This is a genomic window from Lysinibacillus sp. NPDC056959, assembly GCF_042674095.1.
GTDB lineage: Bacteria > Bacillota > Bacilli > Bacillales_A > Planococcaceae > Lysinibacillus > Lysinibacillus zambalensis.
The window spans coordinates 200,439-218,270 of the sequence record NZ_JBHURE010000006.1 but is presented as its reverse complement, the minus strand read 5'-3'; the positions used below and the strand labels follow the sequence as shown (position 1 = coordinate 218,270).

The following is a 17,832-nucleotide window of genomic DNA, read 5'->3' as shown; positions in this document are numbered from 1 at the left end:
ATATCGACTAAAATCCTGTAAATCCTCCTAAAAACGGTGATAAAAATGCTATCACTTTTGTCATCATATCAAAATATAACATGATTCCCATAATCACCATTAACAGACCACCTATTTTCATAAAGAGAGCACTTCGTTTTTGAAACATTTTCATTTTCCCAATAAATAGTGACATAACTAAAAACGGAATAGAGAAACCAAGTACATAAAATAGCATATATAAAATTCCTCTACTAGGATCAGATATGCCTAATGCAATAACTCCAGCAAGAATTGGACCAGTACACGGAGTCCATCCAGCAGCAAAGCCCACACCGATAAGAATAGAACCAAAATATCCTTTAGGTCTTTTCTTAAACTGTATTCTCTTATCTGAAAGTAAAAAATCGAACTTAAAAACGCCTAAAATGATCAAACCGAATATCACGATAATAATAGCGCCAATTTGTCTCAGTAAATCTTTATGCATAATAAAAAGAGAACCGATAAATGATGTAGATAGACCTAAAGCCAAAAATATAATAGAGAAACCAAATAAAAATAAAAGTGTATGTATCAAAGCTTTACGATGAAATACTCCTTTGTCATCCTTTAGCTCATTAAAGGACATCCCCGTAACATACGAAAGAAATGCTGGGTAAAGTGGTAATGAACAAGGGGAAATAAACGACAATAACCCCGCTGCAAAGGAAAGAAATAAATTCAATTCTCCTACCAAAGCCATTCACCAATCCTTCCTTATCTAATTAAACACATCAATTATTTAGTATAAATAAAAATTATGAAAAATGTATGGAGAATGTCCAATTGTCTTTATGAAAATACAATGGGGATGAAAGGTGCTATTTCGCCCTTTGTGAACTAGCTTGTAAAGAAAGTCTTCGTTTATAAGTATAAAAATCTAGCTAATAAACAAGGCGGTAAACTGAAAAGGACCAACAATGCCATAAAGCACTAAATAGGATTAGATGTGGAAAAACAATGATTCACTTAAAGTTTTTATGTTGGATGAAACCACTAAATAAACCCTTTAAACCCTCTATAACCATTTATTTAAAATATTTTTAGTAAAATTGCCCATGATTATTGCAGAAGTTTTACACAATTAAAATTAAGGTTTCAATTTTGCTGTTTAACGGTAATCGGTAATATGATTGAAAAATAACTCATGGCTGTTTCATGCTATTCTTACTTTATTAAAAACTGAAAGCTTTTTGAAAGGAGTAAGTTTACATGAAGAAAAAATGGTTACTTCCCATTTTTGCATCGTTTATGTTTTTCACAGGCATGGGTGTTCATGATGCGAAAGCAGCAACAGTAGCAGATATCACTAATACAGCAAAATCATATATAGGTGTACCTTATCAATATGGAGGAACGGATATTAAGACAGGTATAGATTGCTCAGCATATACACAAATCGTTTTTTCTAAGTTGGGCATATCACTACAACGTACATCGAGTTCTCAATATCAACAAGGTACTTCGATTGCGAAAGCTCAGTTGAAGTCTGGAGATCTTGTATTTTTCAATACTTCGGGAAGCGGCGTTTCTCATGTTGGCATATACATAGGTGACAACAATTTTATTTCAGCTACTACAAGTTCTGGAGTAAAAATTGACAAACTTAATGATCCTTATTACTGGGGATCTCGTTACGTAGGGGCAAAACGCGTAGCAAACTTCTCTGAAGGAGAAGTAAAAGATGCAGAGATTGACTTTAACGTTTATGCATCGCGTGGAGAGGTAGCTCTTAAACTAGCTAAGCAGTTAAAGTTAGATACTAGTAACACTAATTCAAGTTTTCCAGATATAACACCATCGTCTAAATATGCGGGTGCTGCAGAAGCACTTAAAAAAATCGGCGTTTTTACGGGTGATGAAAATGGAAAATTCAATCCAGGTTCTCCGATGACACGTGGTCAATTATCGAAAGTTTTAGTGGAAGCATTCCATTTAAAACAACAAGGATCAGCAGTACAATTCGTGGATGTTCCAAGTGCGCATTGGGCTTACAATTATGTATCTATTCTCGCTTCCAATAAAATTACGGTTGGTAAAGGTGACAATACATTCGGGGTTAACGATAATGTCACATTAGTACAATTAGACGCCTTTATTCAACGCGTAGCTCAATAACTTCAAGAAAAGGTGTTTCATCTATGGATGAGATGCCTTTTTTCGTTCTTATACTTTTAGGCAATACCATGTCATATGCCCTCCCTCCTCTAAAAAAGTCAGTACTAATTTGTACTGACTTAAAAACTATTCTGTTTAGTACCGGTTTATAATATGTATATTCAATCACCGTTTCCTATTGATAAAATAACAAATACTTTGCTAAAAGGTTCGTTTGATTTCTCTTTTATTAATTCTCGTGTATCCCATTGAATTCGTTTCGTCTATATTTGACCATCGATAGTATGCTCAAAATCGAGCCTATCGCCAATATAGTAAAGACCCATTTCCCCAAACAAAACAACAACCTAAATTCTAAAAAAGGGTGAAAAAATGAAAAAAAACCTTACTTCTAGTTTATTACTCATGTTTGGCACGTTTTTTTTACTGGGTGCTTTCGCCTATGGTTTATTGATTACCTCTGATATACCCGTTTTATATGCAGTGGATGAAGCCATTACCCTACAGGTACTTCTATTTATTTCTACACTGTTAACTATTTGTGGCTCGATTATCAATTCTCAAAATGCCATTCGATACACTGTATTGGCTGCATTGACTCTATTTATGCTGTTGAACATATATCTTCTCGAGATTGATGCAGAATATTTCAATGCTTCATATGCTCAAATAGCAATAGCCTTTGTATTGCACCCATTTTTGATTATTTTGGTGAATATTTTTGTACAATTTAAAAAGAACAACTGATTAAGGCTATCCTTGATCCCAGATAAAATCTAGAAATATTAAAAAGTATAATCTTCGTCATTTTCGTACCATTCATGATCATAGGGATTATTCGGATCATTAGAAAAAGGCAGTAACGACAACGGATAAACCCTTGTTACTACTGCCTTTCATTTGAACAACTTTTTATTGTGTATACAAGATTTTATACACGGTTGGTTTTCATGAATTAAACTTGCATAAAATTAAAAACAAATCATCCTCTACCAAACGTATTCCCATCAGATTTTGCCATTTTTATCCCGGCATTCATTTTTTGTCTTTCTAATTCAACTCTTTCCAATTCCACTTCTAGTTCCCTATGCTTAATCAAATACTCTTTTTTTATTTGATACACTTTAATAAAGCTTAAAATCACAATAATAAAAGCAAATATCAACATTAAAAATTGCATATTCGAGAAATACAAATAATACACCTCACATCACTTTATATACATTATGCATCAATGTGTAAGTTATGTAAAATGATGACAATATCACTTTTTTATTATCTGTAAATATATTATTTTACAAAAATACAAAAAGAGAATTGTTGCAATTAAAAAGTTTACTGTTTTATTTGAGCTTTAATACTTACTTTGATATCTACAGTTTCACCAAATTTCGCTCATGCCAATGTACTTGCAAGTAAAGAAAGTGTTTAACCGAATCAGTATGATATAACTTTAATACAAAAAAATTAGAATTTGATTAAGGGGATGCTAAAGAAATATACATTTTCACGGATGAAGAATTGAATCATCTTTTTATAAATGTCTGGATATTTAATTTTATTATTTTTGTGTTTTAATAGATAAATATCGCTAATCATTTTAACAACGATTCATATTATAGAGTATTGAAAGGAGGGAAATTACTATGTCTGAATATTGCGGTAATGGTTCTGGTTCTGGATATGGTTCATCATTTGCGCTAATCGTAGTTCTATTCATTCTATTGATTATTGTTGGTACTAGCTTCATAGGTTATTACTAATACCGAAAACCACCTTTCATGCTCATAATGTATAGGATTATACAAACTAATCCGTTTACCTCCCATTCATTAAGGGTTACTTTCCACCAGTGACCCTTTTAATAGTTTAGTTAATCTAAGTGTATCAGTACTTAAATAATCAGCTATTTGAACGTATGATCAGTAGCTATATAAATCAAATCAATCCCAATACTTAGAATAGGACTGAATTAAATCGATCATACTCTCCATTGTTATAAAATTAAGATGATTTTAAAAAATAGTTTTTTAACTAATCTGTTGTGTAAATTAATATGGATTAACAACATGAAAGAGCCTTTCTACAATAACATGTAGTAAGGCTCTTACATTTTAATCAAGTTCCAAAGGCAGAAAAGCATATTCTCCGCTTCTAATAACATCACATTTACGAACAGGAATAGGATGTTTGAAAATTGGTCCGTCTAATACTGTCGTATGGAATTCTCCACCTTCTCCGCAAGGGTCAATACCGCGGGCTTCAAGCTCCTTCACGTATTCAGGGGTTAATGTTCGCCCTAAATCATCCTCTCGCATCCCTAATGATAAATTTACAGTGACTATGATTGTAACAAATCCTAGGTTTATAAATTCATCGACAGCTTCACGATGATCCATTTCCCATAAAGGCATGCCTAGTTTTAATCCAGCATTCTTCGTAACTTTGTCATGCCAGCAACCATGTTCAGGCATATCTAAGTCACCTGTTACTAAAACTTCTGCACCTTCACTTTTAGCTTTTTCTAAAAGGCTCATAAATACTTTTTCATAATCTGTCCAGCTCGCTGCTGCAGTATAAACCGGTAAACCTATAGAATTAGCTTGAGCACGTATGAGTTCCGGAGGCATCCCATGAGATCTGGAACGATTTCCTTCTTCCTCCATCATGACGATGAGTCCAACCGCTTCTCCAACCTGCATTGCTTTATATAAAGCTAAGACACTATCCTTTCCTCCGCTAAATGAAGCTATAAAACGATGCCCTTGAGCATTATTTTTCCAGTCCATCAATTCTGTCATTCATATCTTTCCCCTTTTATTCGACTAACTTTTTTACAAGCACTTTCTCAGGATAACATAAAAACTCATTTGCAATGATAAATGCAAATGAGTTTTTATGTAGTAATCCTTTAAAATATAGCTTGCATTAATTAATTATTTTGCTCAAGGCATTGATAAACCGCCATCATCTCTCGTTTATTTAACTCTCGAATACGATTGAAAATAGGGATATTAGCAACAGCCTCCGTTCGTAAGTTTTCAGCAACAACATCGCTTACTTTGCCGGTTAGCCATGTTTGCACGTCTATGCCATCGACAATTTCCTTACGCCCTTCGTCATTGATACCACTTTCATAGCAGCGAACACATGGTACTGATAATTTATAAACACCATCATGGAGATTATCTTCAGAAATGACCTTCTTCCCATTACAGAATGGACATTTATGACTTGCTTTAATTTTATTAATTTGTGTAACAATTTTTTTGTAGCCAAATGCTTCATAAACATACGTTAATTTTTTGTATTTTCCATTCGTAAAATACTGATCAATAATAGCTTCTCTCGTTTCGTCAATATGCGCGAAATCACAAATTGTAATTTGATTTTTGCTGCTTATAGCTTCGATATTATTTTGGATTTTGTCCCAAAATGGTAAAACATTTTGTAGGACTATTTCATACCCAGCAAAGCTTGCGAGTTCTAATTCCAGCATTTTTAACGACACTTGTGTTTCTCTAGGAAGTAAGGAGACATCCTCCGTAAGTGTCATAACGCCACCAACAATTGCTTTTAGTTTTTCAAGCTCTGGTAAATTGCCAATCGTTTTTATGACCTGATCGATCGGTTGATGGATAAGCTCACGAATATCAGTGTCCCCAAATGTTAGTGGTTTCTTATGGTTTAGCACCGCTCCCTGACAGATAGGACAGGCAATCATCTCTTTCGATGCTTTCATTTGTTCTTTAATAATTGATTTCGAAATCACCATATAACGTCCAAGGATCAAATTAAACCCTTCCCATTTTTTCGAAGACTTCGTTGCTTTATCATAAAATGATTTTTCCCAATAACCATAAAGGAATGTATGTCTTTCTTCTGCTGTCATGTCATTGTAGCTTTTACTAATATCTTGACCCAGTTCATTTTTTATCTCATCAAAGAGGAATTGCAATTTAGGATATTGATAATATTTTAACACTTCCATCACGTCTTGATGTAATAAGCCATCCCAAAATGGCACTGTTTTGTCCTGAATGACCAAATCAAAATCAAATTTTTCAATTTGCAGGCGGCCAGAACAGCTTGGGCAATGATTTTCCTGACTAAAGAAATCGAAGCTTCTTGTATCTTTATTCGTCGGATGTGACGCCACAATATGATTGATGAGACCACCTATTTCATATAAAAAACTATATTGACTATATAAGTGTCTTTCGAGATCGATGGCGACGACAGGTGCAATAGTTGCGGATTCGTATTCACCATAAATTAATCGGGCCATCGATGATAAGCTTTTTAAAATACCACCTTTATAAATGTTTTCGGCATTTTTAAAATAGCTAATATGATTCTCTTCTAAGTAATGAATGCCATTTTTAGAATTTAGTGTTGAAGATATATGCAATGGAGCTATACTATTTAGTTTGTTATGTTGACTAAAATAATCATCATGACTGACAACATCAAGATGTCTAACAGGTTCTGGCTGTCTTTTACCAAAACCGGCGATGAAATCAGAGCTTTCCATCATATAGGCATTATGTTCAATCATCATAATAGAGACAGATTCATCTCGCAAAATATCCCTAACACTATCAATGAATTGGTTTAAAATATTTTGTGATAAACCTTTTGAAGGTTCATCAAAAATAAATAATGTATGGGGGTTTCTGGCATTCGAAAACAGCTCAGACACTAAATGAACGCATTGAAATTCACCTGTCGATAAGGATTGTGTTTTTCTTTCTAACGTTAAATAACCAAGTCCAAGCTTAATTAATAAACTTAAACGTTTATGAGCGATATCTTCATTTGGAAGCTCCACGATAATGTCCTCGATGGAACGTTGGAAAATATCATCAATTTCGTCACTGTATTTCGTCATTTTCTTTTTAATATCAAGAAACGTTGCAACCGTTGATCGACTAGTAATCGATTGGTTGCGGTCTTGTCCTACCATAACCAATTTATCTTTCGGATATCGTTTTTGGAAATCCTTAGCGATGCACTCATTGACCAGAGTCGATTTCCCACAGCCAGACTCACCTGTAACGGTTACGAGTCTATTTTTTGGAATCTGTATGTTTGCCATTTCAATGTTACGACAGTAAAGATCATGAAATTGATAATAGTCTGTAGGCATTGCTTGATTTCGTTCCCAATAGATTGGTTCTGGACGTGGTGATACTTCGACAATTTTACCGCCGTATTTACCACTACCAGGTCCAAAGAACAGCTGCTCATCTGCTGTATCTAGCACTGTATCAGAATGATCAATAAGCCAAATTTGGTTTTTATAGCCCAATTGTTTAATCTGCTCTAAAATTTTCAACAGCGTTTGATGATCAAGACCAACAGATATTTCATCTATAATAATGACCGTATTTTCACTAGCTGCCATAAATTCTGCTAAGTACAGTCGTGTTAATTCCCCACCTGACAAAGTCCCCATAATCCGATTTAACGTTAAGTAACCAATATTCATTTGGATAATATTTGTGAGAATACGTTGTCTTTCTTCGCTAATTGCTAATTCCTCTGAAAGGGAATAAATCGCTTCTATACTCAAGTTGTTAATATCGGAAATACTATGTGGTTGACCCCATAATTCAAACTTATTTTGCTCAACTTCTGGATTATAACGTTTTCCCTCACACTTTTTACATTCGACATTTTTAGTCGTACCACGTCCTTTACAAGCAGGACACCAGCCTAATGCATTATTAAAAGAAAAAACTTCTGGCGAAAGATCAAATTTATTTGCCAGCTTTTCACGAATCTCTTTAAAAACGCCGGTATGAGTACCAACTGTCGAACGTGGATTGGCTGAAATGGATGATTTCCCGAGAAAAAGGACTAAAGGCATTTCTTCCATCTTAATGGCACTAAAATTCGTTACCATAATATTCGGGAATAAATATTGATATTCAGCCTTTGGTAATAAAGAAACGAGACGCTTTTTGGATTCTTCACCAATTGCTTGGCAAAATGTAGTTTTACCAGATCCGGACAATCCAGCAATTCCTAATGATTGTTCTTCCGGCAAGTCGACATCTAACCGGTTAATATTGTTAGCAATTAATTGATTTATTTTCATCGGATACTCTCCATTCAATCTAGTATTGTCATGTTAGCATAACTTCAGAAGTATTTGCTGTGTTTTTGAATCGACATGCCAATCAATTAAGCCTCGGCATAAATGCGTGTCAACTTCTTCTGAAAGAAGTTAAAAATGACGCTTCCCGTGTTCGGAAAAGCGTCAATTGTAGAAGAACGGTTTATTTATATAAACGATAAAAATGAATTATAGTTCTGCTAACACTTTTTCAAGCTGATTACCATTGTTAATCCAAGCATATTTAGCTCCCTCGATTGCTCCTTGTCGAGCTTTCGTTGCTTCACTAAATCCAGATTGATCAAGATGTAGGTTAGTTGTACCATCTTCACCTTGTGTCAACGTCCACGTAACAGTAGTGATTTCTCCGGCACTCGCCCAAGTGTAAGATAATGTATGTGGCTCATCCACTATAAGCACCTCACAATTGACAATTCCATCCCACCATTCGTTTGGCTCAGCTCGGAATTGAAATTTATGCCCTACGATTGGTTTAAAATTATTTTTCCATATCCATTTTTCAAGAGTGTCTGAATCCGTTAATGCGCTCCAAACTTTCTCGATTGAACTTGTAAATTGGTAATCTAAAGATACATCTGCTTTCATTTTTTTTCCTCCAATAGTAGATTTAATTTAGCCATTCTTTCTTTCCAGAATCCTTCGTAATAAGATATCCAATCTTGAATTTCCTTTAATGGATTGGGATTCAACCGATATCTCGTTTCTCTACCAACCCTTCGAGCAATTACAAGATCAGCATCTTTCAAGATAGCCAAATGCTTAGAAACTGCTGTACGCCCCATTTGAAAATGAGCCGTTAATTCGTGAAGAGGTAATTCTTCTGCATCAGCCAACAAGCGTATTAATTGACGTCTTGTTGGGTCAGCAATCGCAGCATAAACATCACGCTCTAGATTTTTCTCGCTCAAAATCTCCTCTCCCTTTTTGAATAGGACACTAAATGGTGTCTTAATTATATGACACCATTTAGTGTCCAGTCAATTTTTATTTTTGACAAAATGACATTCGTTTTATACTTTTTCACAACAATAAAAAAGAGTGTCAAATACCTACACAATTTGACACTCTTTTGACTGATATTTTTTTAACTAGAAGGCGTTGTTTAAGTCCAAATATATACTATGATCTTCCTTTAGGAATAGTAGCTAAAAATTGAACACCATTTTGGGTATTATTCATTAAATAGATAATAGAAAGTGATTCAAATATTTGCTTTACAATATAAAGACCTAGTCCGCTCCCACCAGTATTTCGATTTCTCGATTTTTCGATTCTATAAAATGGCTCAAATAATTGTTGTATTTCCTCTTCTTTAATTGTGACACCTGTATTCATCACTTGTATTTGAATCTGATTTTCTTTTTGGAGATCAGTTACGTCTATACATACTGTTTCTCCATGCGGTGAATACGTAATCGCATTATGGATGATGTTTTTGAAAGCTTTTTCTAATAAATCTCTATCTGTGCGTACATTCATGTTAGGAGAAATTTGTTTTATAATCTGAATGTCTTTTTGAGAAGCAAAAAAACCGAGATCTTTCGTTATTGAATCTAATAATTCTAAAAGGTTGACTTCCTCCAATTGCAATTTAAAGGTATCTTGTTCTAATTTAGACATGCTTAAAATCTCTCGAACTAATTGTTCCATTCCTTCGATAATTTTGTGGTTTTTTTCTAAGTAAAGGTCACGATTTTGATAAGGACCGATATTATAAATCATCCCTTCTAAATATCCTTTCATAACAGTAAGCGGAGTTTTTAATTCATGTGCAACTGTTGCGAAAAATTCTCGGCGTTTTGTTTCGATTTTTCGCTCTCTTTCAATATCATCTTTTAATTGCTCATTTGCTTTTTGTAAATCGAGCATAGTTCGTTGCAAGTTATTCGACATCTCATTCAAACTATTGGATAGTTCCTCTAATTCATCATTTGAACGAACTACGATGTTTTCGGAAAAATCCAAGTTGGCCATCTTTTGCGCACCTTCATTAATATAGATGAGCGGTTTTGTAATGAACCTTGAATATAAATAGGCACTCCCCAATCCAATAATCACTACAATGATACTTATAAAAGGTAGAAAACGTACTAAGACCTGCGACGCTTCGTCAATAGGTTGAAATGTCGCAAATACAGTAACCATTAAATTATCTTTATCTAGGAATTGAATGGGCAAAGTAACATTAAATGCATTATTAAAGCTTTCTGCATTTTGTATTGGTGCTGTTTTTGCAGTAAGCATTGATCGTTGCGAATTCCCCTGAATAAAAAAAGAAGGCGAATATATATAAGTTCCTTCTTTAGTTTGTAAGTAAATGATGGCATTATTTTCTTTTGTGTACTCATCCAAAAGTGGTATCGCACTTTGTAATGTTAAATTTTTAGATTCATCAATTATTTCCTCAATTCCAGATTGGAGTTGATTCGTTTTATATTGTTGATAAAATGTTGGAAGGAAGAAGTATAACGTTAAATAAATCAAGACTGCAAAAGATAACAATATGAGCGAAGTGATCATAAAGAGCTTATACGTTATTCGTTTCATCTTCATGATGTTTACAATCCTATTCATCGATTTTGTATCCAATACCCTTTACCGTTTTAATATAAGGTATATTTAACTTTTTTCTTAAATTTTTTATATGTGTATCAATCATCCTTGTCTCTCCTGCATACTCATATCCCCAAATTTTTTCTACAATAATTTCTCTAGTAAGCACCTTTTGTTCATTATGAAGTAGTAGTTGTAAAATTTCGAATTCTTTAGTTGTTAATGGTATTTCAACTTTATTTACATAAGCTTTATATCCGTCGCAATCGACATTTAGTTCATTAAAATTCAAATGATTATCGCTATTTTGATTACAACTTCTTCTTAGAACTGCTTGTACTCGTCTGATCAACACATGAAATGAAAAGGGTTTCGTTATATAATCATCAATCCCTATATCAAAGCCTTTCATTTGATCTTGTTCTTCTTCCAAAGCCGTCAACATTATAATGGGTATGTTTGACTGACTACGGATCATTTTGGCAACTTCAAATCCATTAAGGTTTGGCATCATGACATCAAGAAGAATTAAATCAAAGGATTGTGTATTAAATCGTTTCATTCCTTCTAGCCCATCTGAAGCAACCTCTATTGTATAATTTTGTGTCATTAAAAACTGTTTAATTAATTCCTGAATTTCTAAATCGTCTTCTACTACAAGAATATGATAGTTCATCGGTATATCCCCCTCGAAGCACATTATAACCTTTCAATCTGTAGTTTATGTGAAGAAACCTCATATTCCCTTTGAAAGCTATACTATCCTCTTATTCAAATATTCATTCTGACATGGCATCGATAAAAGCTGCCGAATAGACAGAAAAAAATGGCCTCTTTGCAGCTCATTTCTGTCTATTATATAGGTCTGGTTCCTATTAAGCGTGATTTTGGAAGGTTTTTAATCATTGTAAGGAACCTTTCATAAAGAATGTTATTCAATAATATGACCCTATTCTTGAAAAAGGGGCAATTCCTCTTAAGAATTCTCCCCTTTAATTGAAATACTATTAACTGGTGGCGTTCAATAATTTAATATAACCTTCATCGCTTTATCAATGCAGATAATTCGCCCTCAAAAACTTTTTCTTCCTTATCATTGAAAGTAGATAACAATACCGTAAGGATACCCATTTCATTCTTTGTTGCTTTCATATCAATAACCTTTACAATGATATGTAGTTCATCATCAGGATACACCGGCTTTATAAATCTAATATTATTCATTCTTGTTCCTGCAATAACATCCTCTCCATATTTATCTTCTTCAACCCATAGCTTAAATGAAATAGCTAGTGTATGTATCCCAGAAGCAATGATTCCATTAAATCTTCCCTGATTTGCTTTTTCCTCATCTAAATGCATATATTGGGGGTCAAATTCACCTGCAAACCTCATAATATCCTCTTTTGTAAATTTGTATGGTTTAGTTTCGAACACATCTCCAATTGTAAATTCATCTAACTTCATAAAAACACCTCTTAAATATTAATTAACACGATTACATAATCTATTCTAACACCTACTATTAATGGTTAGTATTACTTTTTCATACCTCAAGAAACCTGATCGTTGACTTAAGTATATCTTCACAAGCTTTCATAAATCTTAACATAAACATCTATTTTCTTTTAATGTGTTATTCAATTAAATGGCCCTTTAGTGGATCAGCTTATTGTCACTCTACATTCCTTAATCGATCTTTAAAATTAGATATTCTTTTTTTAAATACCATTTTAAATTACTATTCAAAGAGAGAAAACGGTCAAACCTTGTTTTAATCCACAATAACGTTTTTCATCGAACATTTTTATAAACGTATCGACTTTATTTCAAAGCTACACTTGAATAAAAGCTATCGGGTCAACTTCTCCATATAAACTCCTCAATATCTTCATACAGATTCCAGATTGGTCATGTACATTAATTGTTAGGAAGAAAATTGATTTTAACCTCCTTTATAGAGTGTTCAGAATCAATATTTCTCTGTCTATATAGCAGTTATCTTTCAACGTTTTCAGTTAAGGAGCAGTTATTATGTATAAAATCAATCTACGTCCATGGTTATTTTTGGTCGTATTTATGTTGTTTATGTGTTCGTGTTTGACATATGTATCCCTTAAAGCATTGGGAGCAGAGGACATCTTCTTTAAGTGTATGAAGTCACTTGTTAATATGACATTTATTACATTTATTAAAATCTAATTTTCAATATGATCAATTATAAGAATCCATCTTGAAAAAAGATGGATTCTTATTTTGCCGTTTAAGTTTCAAAACACTCCTCTTTATTCTTTTCACTTTCCTACCATTAATTTTGAGCTTCCTACAAATCGTTTTTTACATGTAATAACATCACTAATAGAAAAAATTCTCACTGAATTTTCTTGAGAATTTTTAAGACGCAAAGTTCCCCTTAGAATAAACAAGCCTGTTTATCCTAAGGGGAATATATGTTTATCATAACTATTAGTTTATTTATGCCTGAAAATATATCTGATTGGCTTCATTATCTTACAGAATTGTATTTACATACATTTAAGAAATTCAATTAGGAGATGTAGAACCCGATGTAGAACCTTGTATCATATCCTCTTCTGAATTAGATGAATAAGGATCCCACTGTTCTGGTGTTTGTTCATCTGGTTTTGTTGTGAACTCCTCCCACTGTTCTGGTGTCATTTCTCCTCTTGGATTTGGAGATTCCCACTGTCGCTGATCGGGAATCTTTTCTTCTGAATACGTGTTATGATCTTGGTCCATATTCGTTTCACTTTGATCCAGGTTTCCACCTAAATTAATCAAATTCGCAAATAAACCAATTGCTATTCCTATTGTTACTAAGGCAATGGATGGTGCTATTTTCGTCCACATTTTTTTCACTCCAATTTTACATTTTTATAAAAGGTTTTCGATAACATTTTATTCCCGTTTCTTCTTCAAACTTTTACAAACCAAATTTTGTTTTTCAAGATACACTACCTTATCAGATTGTTTAGCGACTTCCTGGGAATGAGTGACAACGATAATACATTTGTTTTCTTTATGAGCTAGTTCTTTAAACAATTTTACAATTTCATCCGAAGTATTCTCATCTAAATTACCGGTCGGTTCATCCGCAATTAATAAATCTACTTCACAAGACAATGCACGAGCTATGGCTACACGCTGTTGTTGACCGCCGCTAAGCTGTAACACCTTTCTTTTTGCTTCGATTTCCGACAAGCCAACCATTTCTAATAATTCAAGCGCTCTTCTCTTTTTATCATTTATGTTAACTCCTGTAATCTCCATTGCCGTGACGACATTTTGAAGTGCCGTCATATACGTAATGAGATTATAAGATTGAAAGATGATCGAAACATATTTATTTCTGTATTTATCTAAACCAATTTTCCGTATATCTTTTCCTTTGTAAAGTACATGTCCTTCTTTTGGGTTATCTAATCCACTTGCTAAACTAAGTGCGGTTGTTTTTCCTGAACCGGATGGACCTAAAATGCTATAGAAACATCCTGTTTCAAAGGTGAAATTTACATTCTCTAATAAAGTATTCTTCTTATTATTACTTTGATAATAGTAAAATAGATTTTTAAATTGTAATATCGTGTTCATATGACTCCTCCTACTCATCTTTTAATAGAATTTCTTTTGGATTTAAACGAAGAATTGATAATGCTGGAATAAGTGTTGATAAAATCGCGATTAATAACCCTAATCCACCTAAATTCAACACATCTTGTGATGATATACTTACATCAATATCGTCGATAGGCTCTACATCTTTATCTTGTTTATTCATACTTCCAAACGAGAATCCTAAAGTATTTGATTCTTGTTGTTGATCTTCGGCAGCAATCACTTCTTGCTGTAATAAACTGTCTCCCATTTTTTGAGACACTGTTTTACCTGTAATGATAGAAATGCCAAATGCTAGTACAGCTATACATAGTACTTCTACTAACAGTTGTCCTATTAATTTCCTCTTTTTTTCACCGATGGCTAATAGAATACCTAATTCTTTACGTCGCTCTTTTATGGTCAACATAATAATAAGACCTAATATAATGGATCCTGCAATGGATACTAAATAGACAATCATTTTGGAAGTAGCGGCAATATTCTCGATTGGGCCTACCATTTTTTGATATAAAGCATCATGCGCATCTAACTTAAATAGATCGAAATCAATATTTGCTTTCTTTGCCTCCGCTTTAAAATCCTCAATATTTTCTGGATCATTTAAGTAGTAAATTGCTTCGTTAATAGATACACCCTTTTCATCACTTTCTTCATGCATTTCTTTCGTCGAATCATAAATAGTGTATATTTTGTTAGACGGATGCATCATAGCTGGTAAATTTGCCTCGAAATCAGTGATCCCGGAATTTTTGTAGATCCCTATTATTTCTAACTCAACCTCTGATGTTTCTTCAGGTGATTTAATCTTTAACTTATCACCGACTTGAAGCTCGTTTTGTTCGGCTAACCGTTTTTCAATTAAAGCTACTTTCTTATTCGTATCCTCTGATGTAATCGGACGACCGTCAATAATTTCATTCGTTCCATCTGTAAATTCTTGTAATAAATCAGAACTTCTTACACCTTGGATAAATGTATTAGGCATTTTCATATTTTCAGAGTGACTACCGCCTACAGTTCCAACTACCCCTTCGTCATCTTGTTCACTATTAATAGGTGCAAAATCATCTGCAACAAGCATGTCACTTTTTAGATAGTTGTAGTCTATTACATAGGGTGATTTAGCTAACTGGTCTGCTTCATCTGCAAAAAGTTCAGGGTGTTTTATTTTTCCATTTGGATTCTCTTCTCGCTGCTTCGCCACATTTTCCATAAGCTTCTCTTCGTCCATTCTAAGACTCACGTCTACACCTAATGTTTGTCTAGCGTGATCATTCGCCTTTTGTGAGACATTTTGAATTGCAAAACCCGCTAATACTAAATTGGAAACTACTAGAAATACAGTGAATAATATTAGCGATTTCCCCTTCCTTGCTTTAACACTTAAAAATGCTCGTTTGATAAAATTCATTTTCATTACCTCCTTGATAGCTATACTATAAATGGGTAACCTGTAGTTTATATGGAGATACTGCGGAGTTTATCTAGAGAATTAAATATTAAAATAAGCTTGTTTCTCAAAATGCGAGAAACAAGCTTATTATATTTGTAATATTATCCTTTTTTAAACTCTACAATGATTAATATGCTTGAGCAAACCAAACTGTATGTTTCGCTTCATTGCCACAGCAAATACAAGTAGTCTTCGTAGTTGGAGGGTTAAATGGAATATTACGAGAAGTATATTTTGTCTCTTCTTTCACTTTTTCCTCGCATGCATCATCTCCACACCATCCAGCAAGAATCCAGCCTGGTATAGATCTGTTTTCCTGGGACGGGTTAATATGCTGCTGTAATTCCTGCAGTGTATCAATCGTTGTATGAGCATTTTCATCGCGGAATGTGCGTGCTTTTTCAAATAAACGTGATTGCATCGTTGTTAGTTCTACCTCAATGGCTGAAACAATGTCATTCAGTTCAATGGATTGCTTCTCATCTTCATCTCGTGCTTTTAATAATACTTGGTTTTTCTCTAAATCACGAGGTCCTAGTTCAATACGAATCGGGACACCTTTTAATTCCCATTCGTTAAATTTGAAGCCGGGTGATTGGTCTGAATCATCTAAACGAACTCGAATTCCCTTCTTCTTAAGGGCTGCGAAGATGTCATCTAGTTTCTCTAATATTTCAGGGTTCTTTTTCCATGGACCTACAGGTATTAAGACAACTTGGGTTGGTGCAATTCGTGGCGGTAAAACAAGCCCCTGTTCATCACCGTGAACCATAATGACCGAACCGATTAAGCGTGTGGAAGTCCCCCAAGATGTTGTGTGTACATGTTCATGCTGATTGGCTTTATTTAAATACTTAATATCAAAGGCTTCAGCGAATTTTGTCCCTAAATAGTGAGAGGTACCAGCTTGCACGGCCTTGCCATTTTTCATCATTGCTTCAATTGAAAATGTATCAATCGCTCCTGCAAAACGTTCTGAAGGTGTTTTCTGTCCATCATAGACAGGGATTGCAAGTAAATCCTCCACTACCTCTTTATAGATCGTTAACATTTGCATTGTTTCTTTACGTGCATCTTCTTCATCAACATGCGCTGTATGGCCTTCTTGCCACAAAAATTCAGAAGTTCGAATGAACGGAAGTGTTTTTTTCTCCCAACGAAAAACATTTGCCCATTGATTAATGAGGACCGGTAAATCACGATAACTTTTGATCCAATTTGAATATAAGTGTCCTATCATCGTTTCAGATGTCGGGCGAAGTGCTAAACGTTCCTCTAATTTCTCGCCTGCTGCCTCTGTTACCCAAGGAAGTTCTGGTGAGAAACCTTCGATATGATCTTTTTCTTTTTGGAAAAAGGATTCAGGGATTAGCATAGGGAAATAAGCGTTGCGATGGCCTGTTTCTTTAAAACGGCGGTCCATTTCCTCCTGAATATGTTCCCAAATCTCATAGCCGTCCGGTTTAAATGCGATACAGCCTCGGACCGGTGTGTAATCCATTAAGTCTGCCTTTTGAATTGTCTCAATGTACCATTTTGAAAAATCGTTTTGTTGTGTTGTCATGTTCTTTCCTCCATTTCGATAAGGGTGTTTGTCACCTATTGAAAAAAAAAACAAAAAAGCACAAAGCTGTCCTTAAAATAAGGACGTCTTTGTGCCGAATTAACGTGGTACCACCTTGAATTTAGTTTTAAGAACATCTTAAAACCCTCAAACGTTCTGTAACGAAAACGACTCGGTTATGTTTGCATAACATCTCCGTGGTAGGTTTCAGATAAAAGCGGTGATATAGCTCTCAACAATTGCTATATTTTCTGTTTCACAATTCTACCCTACTTGGCCACATCATCAATTAATATTGTATATAACTTTAGCAAAACAGTAAAAAAATTTCAAATATTAATA

General features: G+C 34.0%; 16 protein-coding genes and 1 other annotated feature. Of the genes, 3 read left to right on the top strand and 13 right to left on the bottom strand.

Going from position 1 to position 17,832, the window contains the following annotated elements; translation table 11 throughout:
- Positions 1-7: 7 nt before the first annotated feature.
- Positions 8-724: a cytochrome c biogenesis CcdA family protein gene (locus ACFTQ7_RS10255; RefSeq protein ID WP_386828453.1), complete on the bottom strand. Its 717-nt coding sequence runs from the start codon at positions 722-724 to the stop codon at positions 8-10.
- Positions 725-1,233: 509 nt separating this feature from the next.
- Between ACFTQ7_RS10255 and ACFTQ7_RS10250 the strand changes: the two genes are divergently transcribed.
- Positions 1,234-2,139 carry a C40 family peptidase gene (locus ACFTQ7_RS10250; RefSeq protein ID WP_386828451.1) on the top strand — a complete coding sequence of 302 codons (906 nt, stop codon included), beginning with the start codon at positions 1,234-1,236 and terminating at the stop codon, positions 2,137-2,139.
- Positions 2,140-2,511: 372 nt separating this feature from the next.
- Positions 2,512-2,886, top strand: coding sequence for a hypothetical protein (locus ACFTQ7_RS10245; protein ID WP_386828449.1), 375 nt, complete (start codon positions 2,512-2,514; stop codon positions 2,884-2,886).
- A gap of 235 nt (positions 2,887-3,121) precedes the next feature.
- On the opposite strand, the gene ACFTQ7_RS10240 is transcribed toward ACFTQ7_RS10245, so the two are convergent.
- Entirely contained in the window at positions 3,122-3,334 is a 213-nt protein-coding gene (locus ACFTQ7_RS10240) for a hypothetical protein (RefSeq protein WP_386828448.1), read from the bottom strand.
- A gap of 451 nt (positions 3,335-3,785) precedes the next feature.
- On the opposite strand from ACFTQ7_RS10240, the gene ACFTQ7_RS10235 reads away from it, so the two are divergent.
- Positions 3,786-3,902 carry a YjcZ family sporulation protein gene (locus tag ACFTQ7_RS10235; protein ID WP_349657922.1) on the top strand — a complete coding sequence of 39 codons (117 nt, stop codon included), beginning with the start codon at positions 3,786-3,788 and terminating at the stop codon, positions 3,900-3,902.
- 351 nt (positions 3,903-4,253) lie between these two features.
- Here ACFTQ7_RS10235 and ACFTQ7_RS10230 read toward each other — a convergent pair whose 3' ends face one another.
- The 11 genes from ACFTQ7_RS10230 to proS form a co-directional block, all read right to left on the bottom strand.
- The gene (locus ACFTQ7_RS10230; RefSeq protein ID WP_386828446.1) at positions 4,254-4,940 is read right to left on the bottom strand and encodes a Dph6-related ATP pyrophosphatase; all 687 of its coding nucleotides are present in this window, start codon (positions 4,938-4,940) and stop codon (positions 4,254-4,256) included.
- A 131-nt stretch (positions 4,941-5,071) separates the two neighbouring features.
- Entirely contained in the window at positions 5,072-8,242 is a 3,171-nt protein-coding gene (locus tag ACFTQ7_RS10225) for an ATP-binding cassette domain-containing protein (RefSeq protein ID WP_386828445.1), read from the bottom strand.
- A gap of 207 nt (positions 8,243-8,449) precedes the next feature.
- The gene (locus ACFTQ7_RS10220) at positions 8,450-8,866 is read right to left on the bottom strand and encodes an SRPBCC family protein (RefSeq protein WP_386828443.1); all 417 of its coding nucleotides are present in this window, start codon (positions 8,864-8,866) and stop codon (positions 8,450-8,452) included.
- Positions 8,863-9,189, bottom strand: coding sequence for an ArsR/SmtB family transcription factor (locus tag ACFTQ7_RS10215; RefSeq protein ID WP_386828441.1), 327 nt, complete (start codon positions 9,187-9,189; stop codon positions 8,863-8,865). Before ACFTQ7_RS10215 ends, ACFTQ7_RS10220 begins: the two co-directional genes overlap by 4 nt.
- A gap of 211 nt (positions 9,190-9,400) precedes the next feature.
- Positions 9,401-10,855 (bottom strand): sensor histidine kinase, encoded by a 1,455-nt coding sequence (locus ACFTQ7_RS10210; RefSeq protein ID WP_386828439.1) that lies wholly within the window; start codon positions 10,853-10,855, stop codon positions 9,401-9,403.
- Positions 10,848-11,534, bottom strand: coding sequence for a response regulator transcription factor (locus tag ACFTQ7_RS10205; protein WP_386828437.1), 687 nt, complete (start codon positions 11,532-11,534; stop codon positions 10,848-10,850). Before ACFTQ7_RS10205 ends, ACFTQ7_RS10210 begins: the two co-directional genes overlap by 8 nt.
- Before the next feature lie 341 nt (positions 11,535-11,875).
- Complete coding sequence (locus ACFTQ7_RS10200) at positions 11,876-12,301, bottom strand: MaoC family dehydratase (RefSeq protein ID WP_386828435.1); 426 nt, start codon at positions 12,299-12,301, stop codon at positions 11,876-11,878.
- A gap of 1,077 nt (positions 12,302-13,378) precedes the next feature.
- Entirely contained in the window at positions 13,379-13,705 is a 327-nt protein-coding gene (locus ACFTQ7_RS10195; protein WP_386828433.1) for a hypothetical protein, read from the bottom strand.
- A 48-nt stretch (positions 13,706-13,753) separates the two neighbouring features.
- Entirely contained in the window at positions 13,754-14,446 is a 693-nt protein-coding gene (locus tag ACFTQ7_RS10190) for an ABC transporter ATP-binding protein (RefSeq protein WP_386828431.1), read from the bottom strand.
- 10 nt (positions 14,447-14,456) lie between these two features.
- On the bottom strand, positions 14,457-15,884 hold the full coding sequence (locus tag ACFTQ7_RS10185) for an ABC transporter permease (RefSeq protein ID WP_386828429.1): 1,428 nt from the start codon (positions 15,882-15,884) through the stop codon (positions 14,457-14,459).
- A gap of 169 nt (positions 15,885-16,053) precedes the next feature.
- Positions 16,054-17,490, bottom strand: a complete 1,437-nt coding sequence (proS, locus tag ACFTQ7_RS10180; protein WP_386828427.1) for a proline--tRNA ligase — start codon at positions 17,488-17,490, stop codon at positions 16,054-16,056.
- A gap of 76 nt (positions 17,491-17,566) precedes the next feature.
- Positions 17,567-17,785: a binding site (T-box leader), on the bottom strand.
- Between the last annotated feature and the right edge of the window lie 47 nt (positions 17,786-17,832).

What these genes read in the sequence shown, in the direction of transcription:
- ACFTQ7_RS10235 (WP_349657922.1), top strand. Translation starts at nt 3,786, where the DNA reads ATGTCTGAATATTGCGGTAATGGTTCTGGTTCTGGATATGGTTCATCA.
- ACFTQ7_RS10245 (WP_386828449.1), top strand. Translation starts at nt 2,512, where the DNA reads ATGAAAAAAAACCTTACTTCTAGTTTATTACTCATGTTTGGCACGTTT.
- ACFTQ7_RS10220 (WP_386828443.1), bottom strand. Translation starts at nt 8,866, where the DNA reads ATGAAAGCAGATGTATCTTTAGATTACCAATTTACAAGTTCAATCGAG.
- proS (WP_386828427.1), bottom strand. Translation starts at nt 17,490, where the DNA reads ATGACAACACAACAAAACGATTTTTCAAAATGGTACATTGAGACAATT.
- ACFTQ7_RS10200 (WP_386828435.1), bottom strand. Translation starts at nt 12,301, where the DNA reads ATGAAGTTAGATGAATTTACAATTGGAGATGTGTTCGAAACTAAACCA.
- ACFTQ7_RS10195 (WP_386828433.1), bottom strand. Translation starts at nt 13,705, where the DNA reads ATGTGGACGAAAATAGCACCATCCATTGCCTTAGTAACAATAGGAATA.
- ACFTQ7_RS10230 (WP_386828446.1), bottom strand. Translation starts at nt 4,940, where the DNA reads ATGACAGAATTGATGGACTGGAAAAATAATGCTCAAGGGCATCGTTTT.
- ACFTQ7_RS10205 (WP_386828437.1), bottom strand. Translation starts at nt 11,534, where the DNA reads ATGTGCTTCGAGGGGGATATACCGATGAACTATCATATTCTTGTAGTA.
- ACFTQ7_RS10225 (WP_386828445.1), bottom strand. Translation starts at nt 8,242, where the DNA reads ATGAAAATAAATCAATTAATTGCTAACAATATTAACCGGTTAGATGTC.
- ACFTQ7_RS10250 (WP_386828451.1), top strand. Translation starts at nt 1,234, where the DNA reads ATGAAGAAAAAATGGTTACTTCCCATTTTTGCATCGTTTATGTTTTTC.
- ACFTQ7_RS10255 (WP_386828453.1), bottom strand. Translation starts at nt 724, where the DNA reads ATGGCTTTGGTAGGAGAATTGAATTTATTTCTTTCCTTTGCAGCGGGG.
- ACFTQ7_RS10210 (WP_386828439.1), bottom strand. Translation starts at nt 10,855, where the DNA reads ATGAATAGGATTGTAAACATCATGAAGATGAAACGAATAACGTATAAG.
- ACFTQ7_RS10190 (WP_386828431.1), bottom strand. Translation starts at nt 14,446, where the DNA reads ATGAACACGATATTACAATTTAAAAATCTATTTTACTATTATCAAAGT.
- ACFTQ7_RS10185 (WP_386828429.1), bottom strand. Translation starts at nt 15,884, where the DNA reads ATGAATTTTATCAAACGAGCATTTTTAAGTGTTAAAGCAAGGAAGGGG.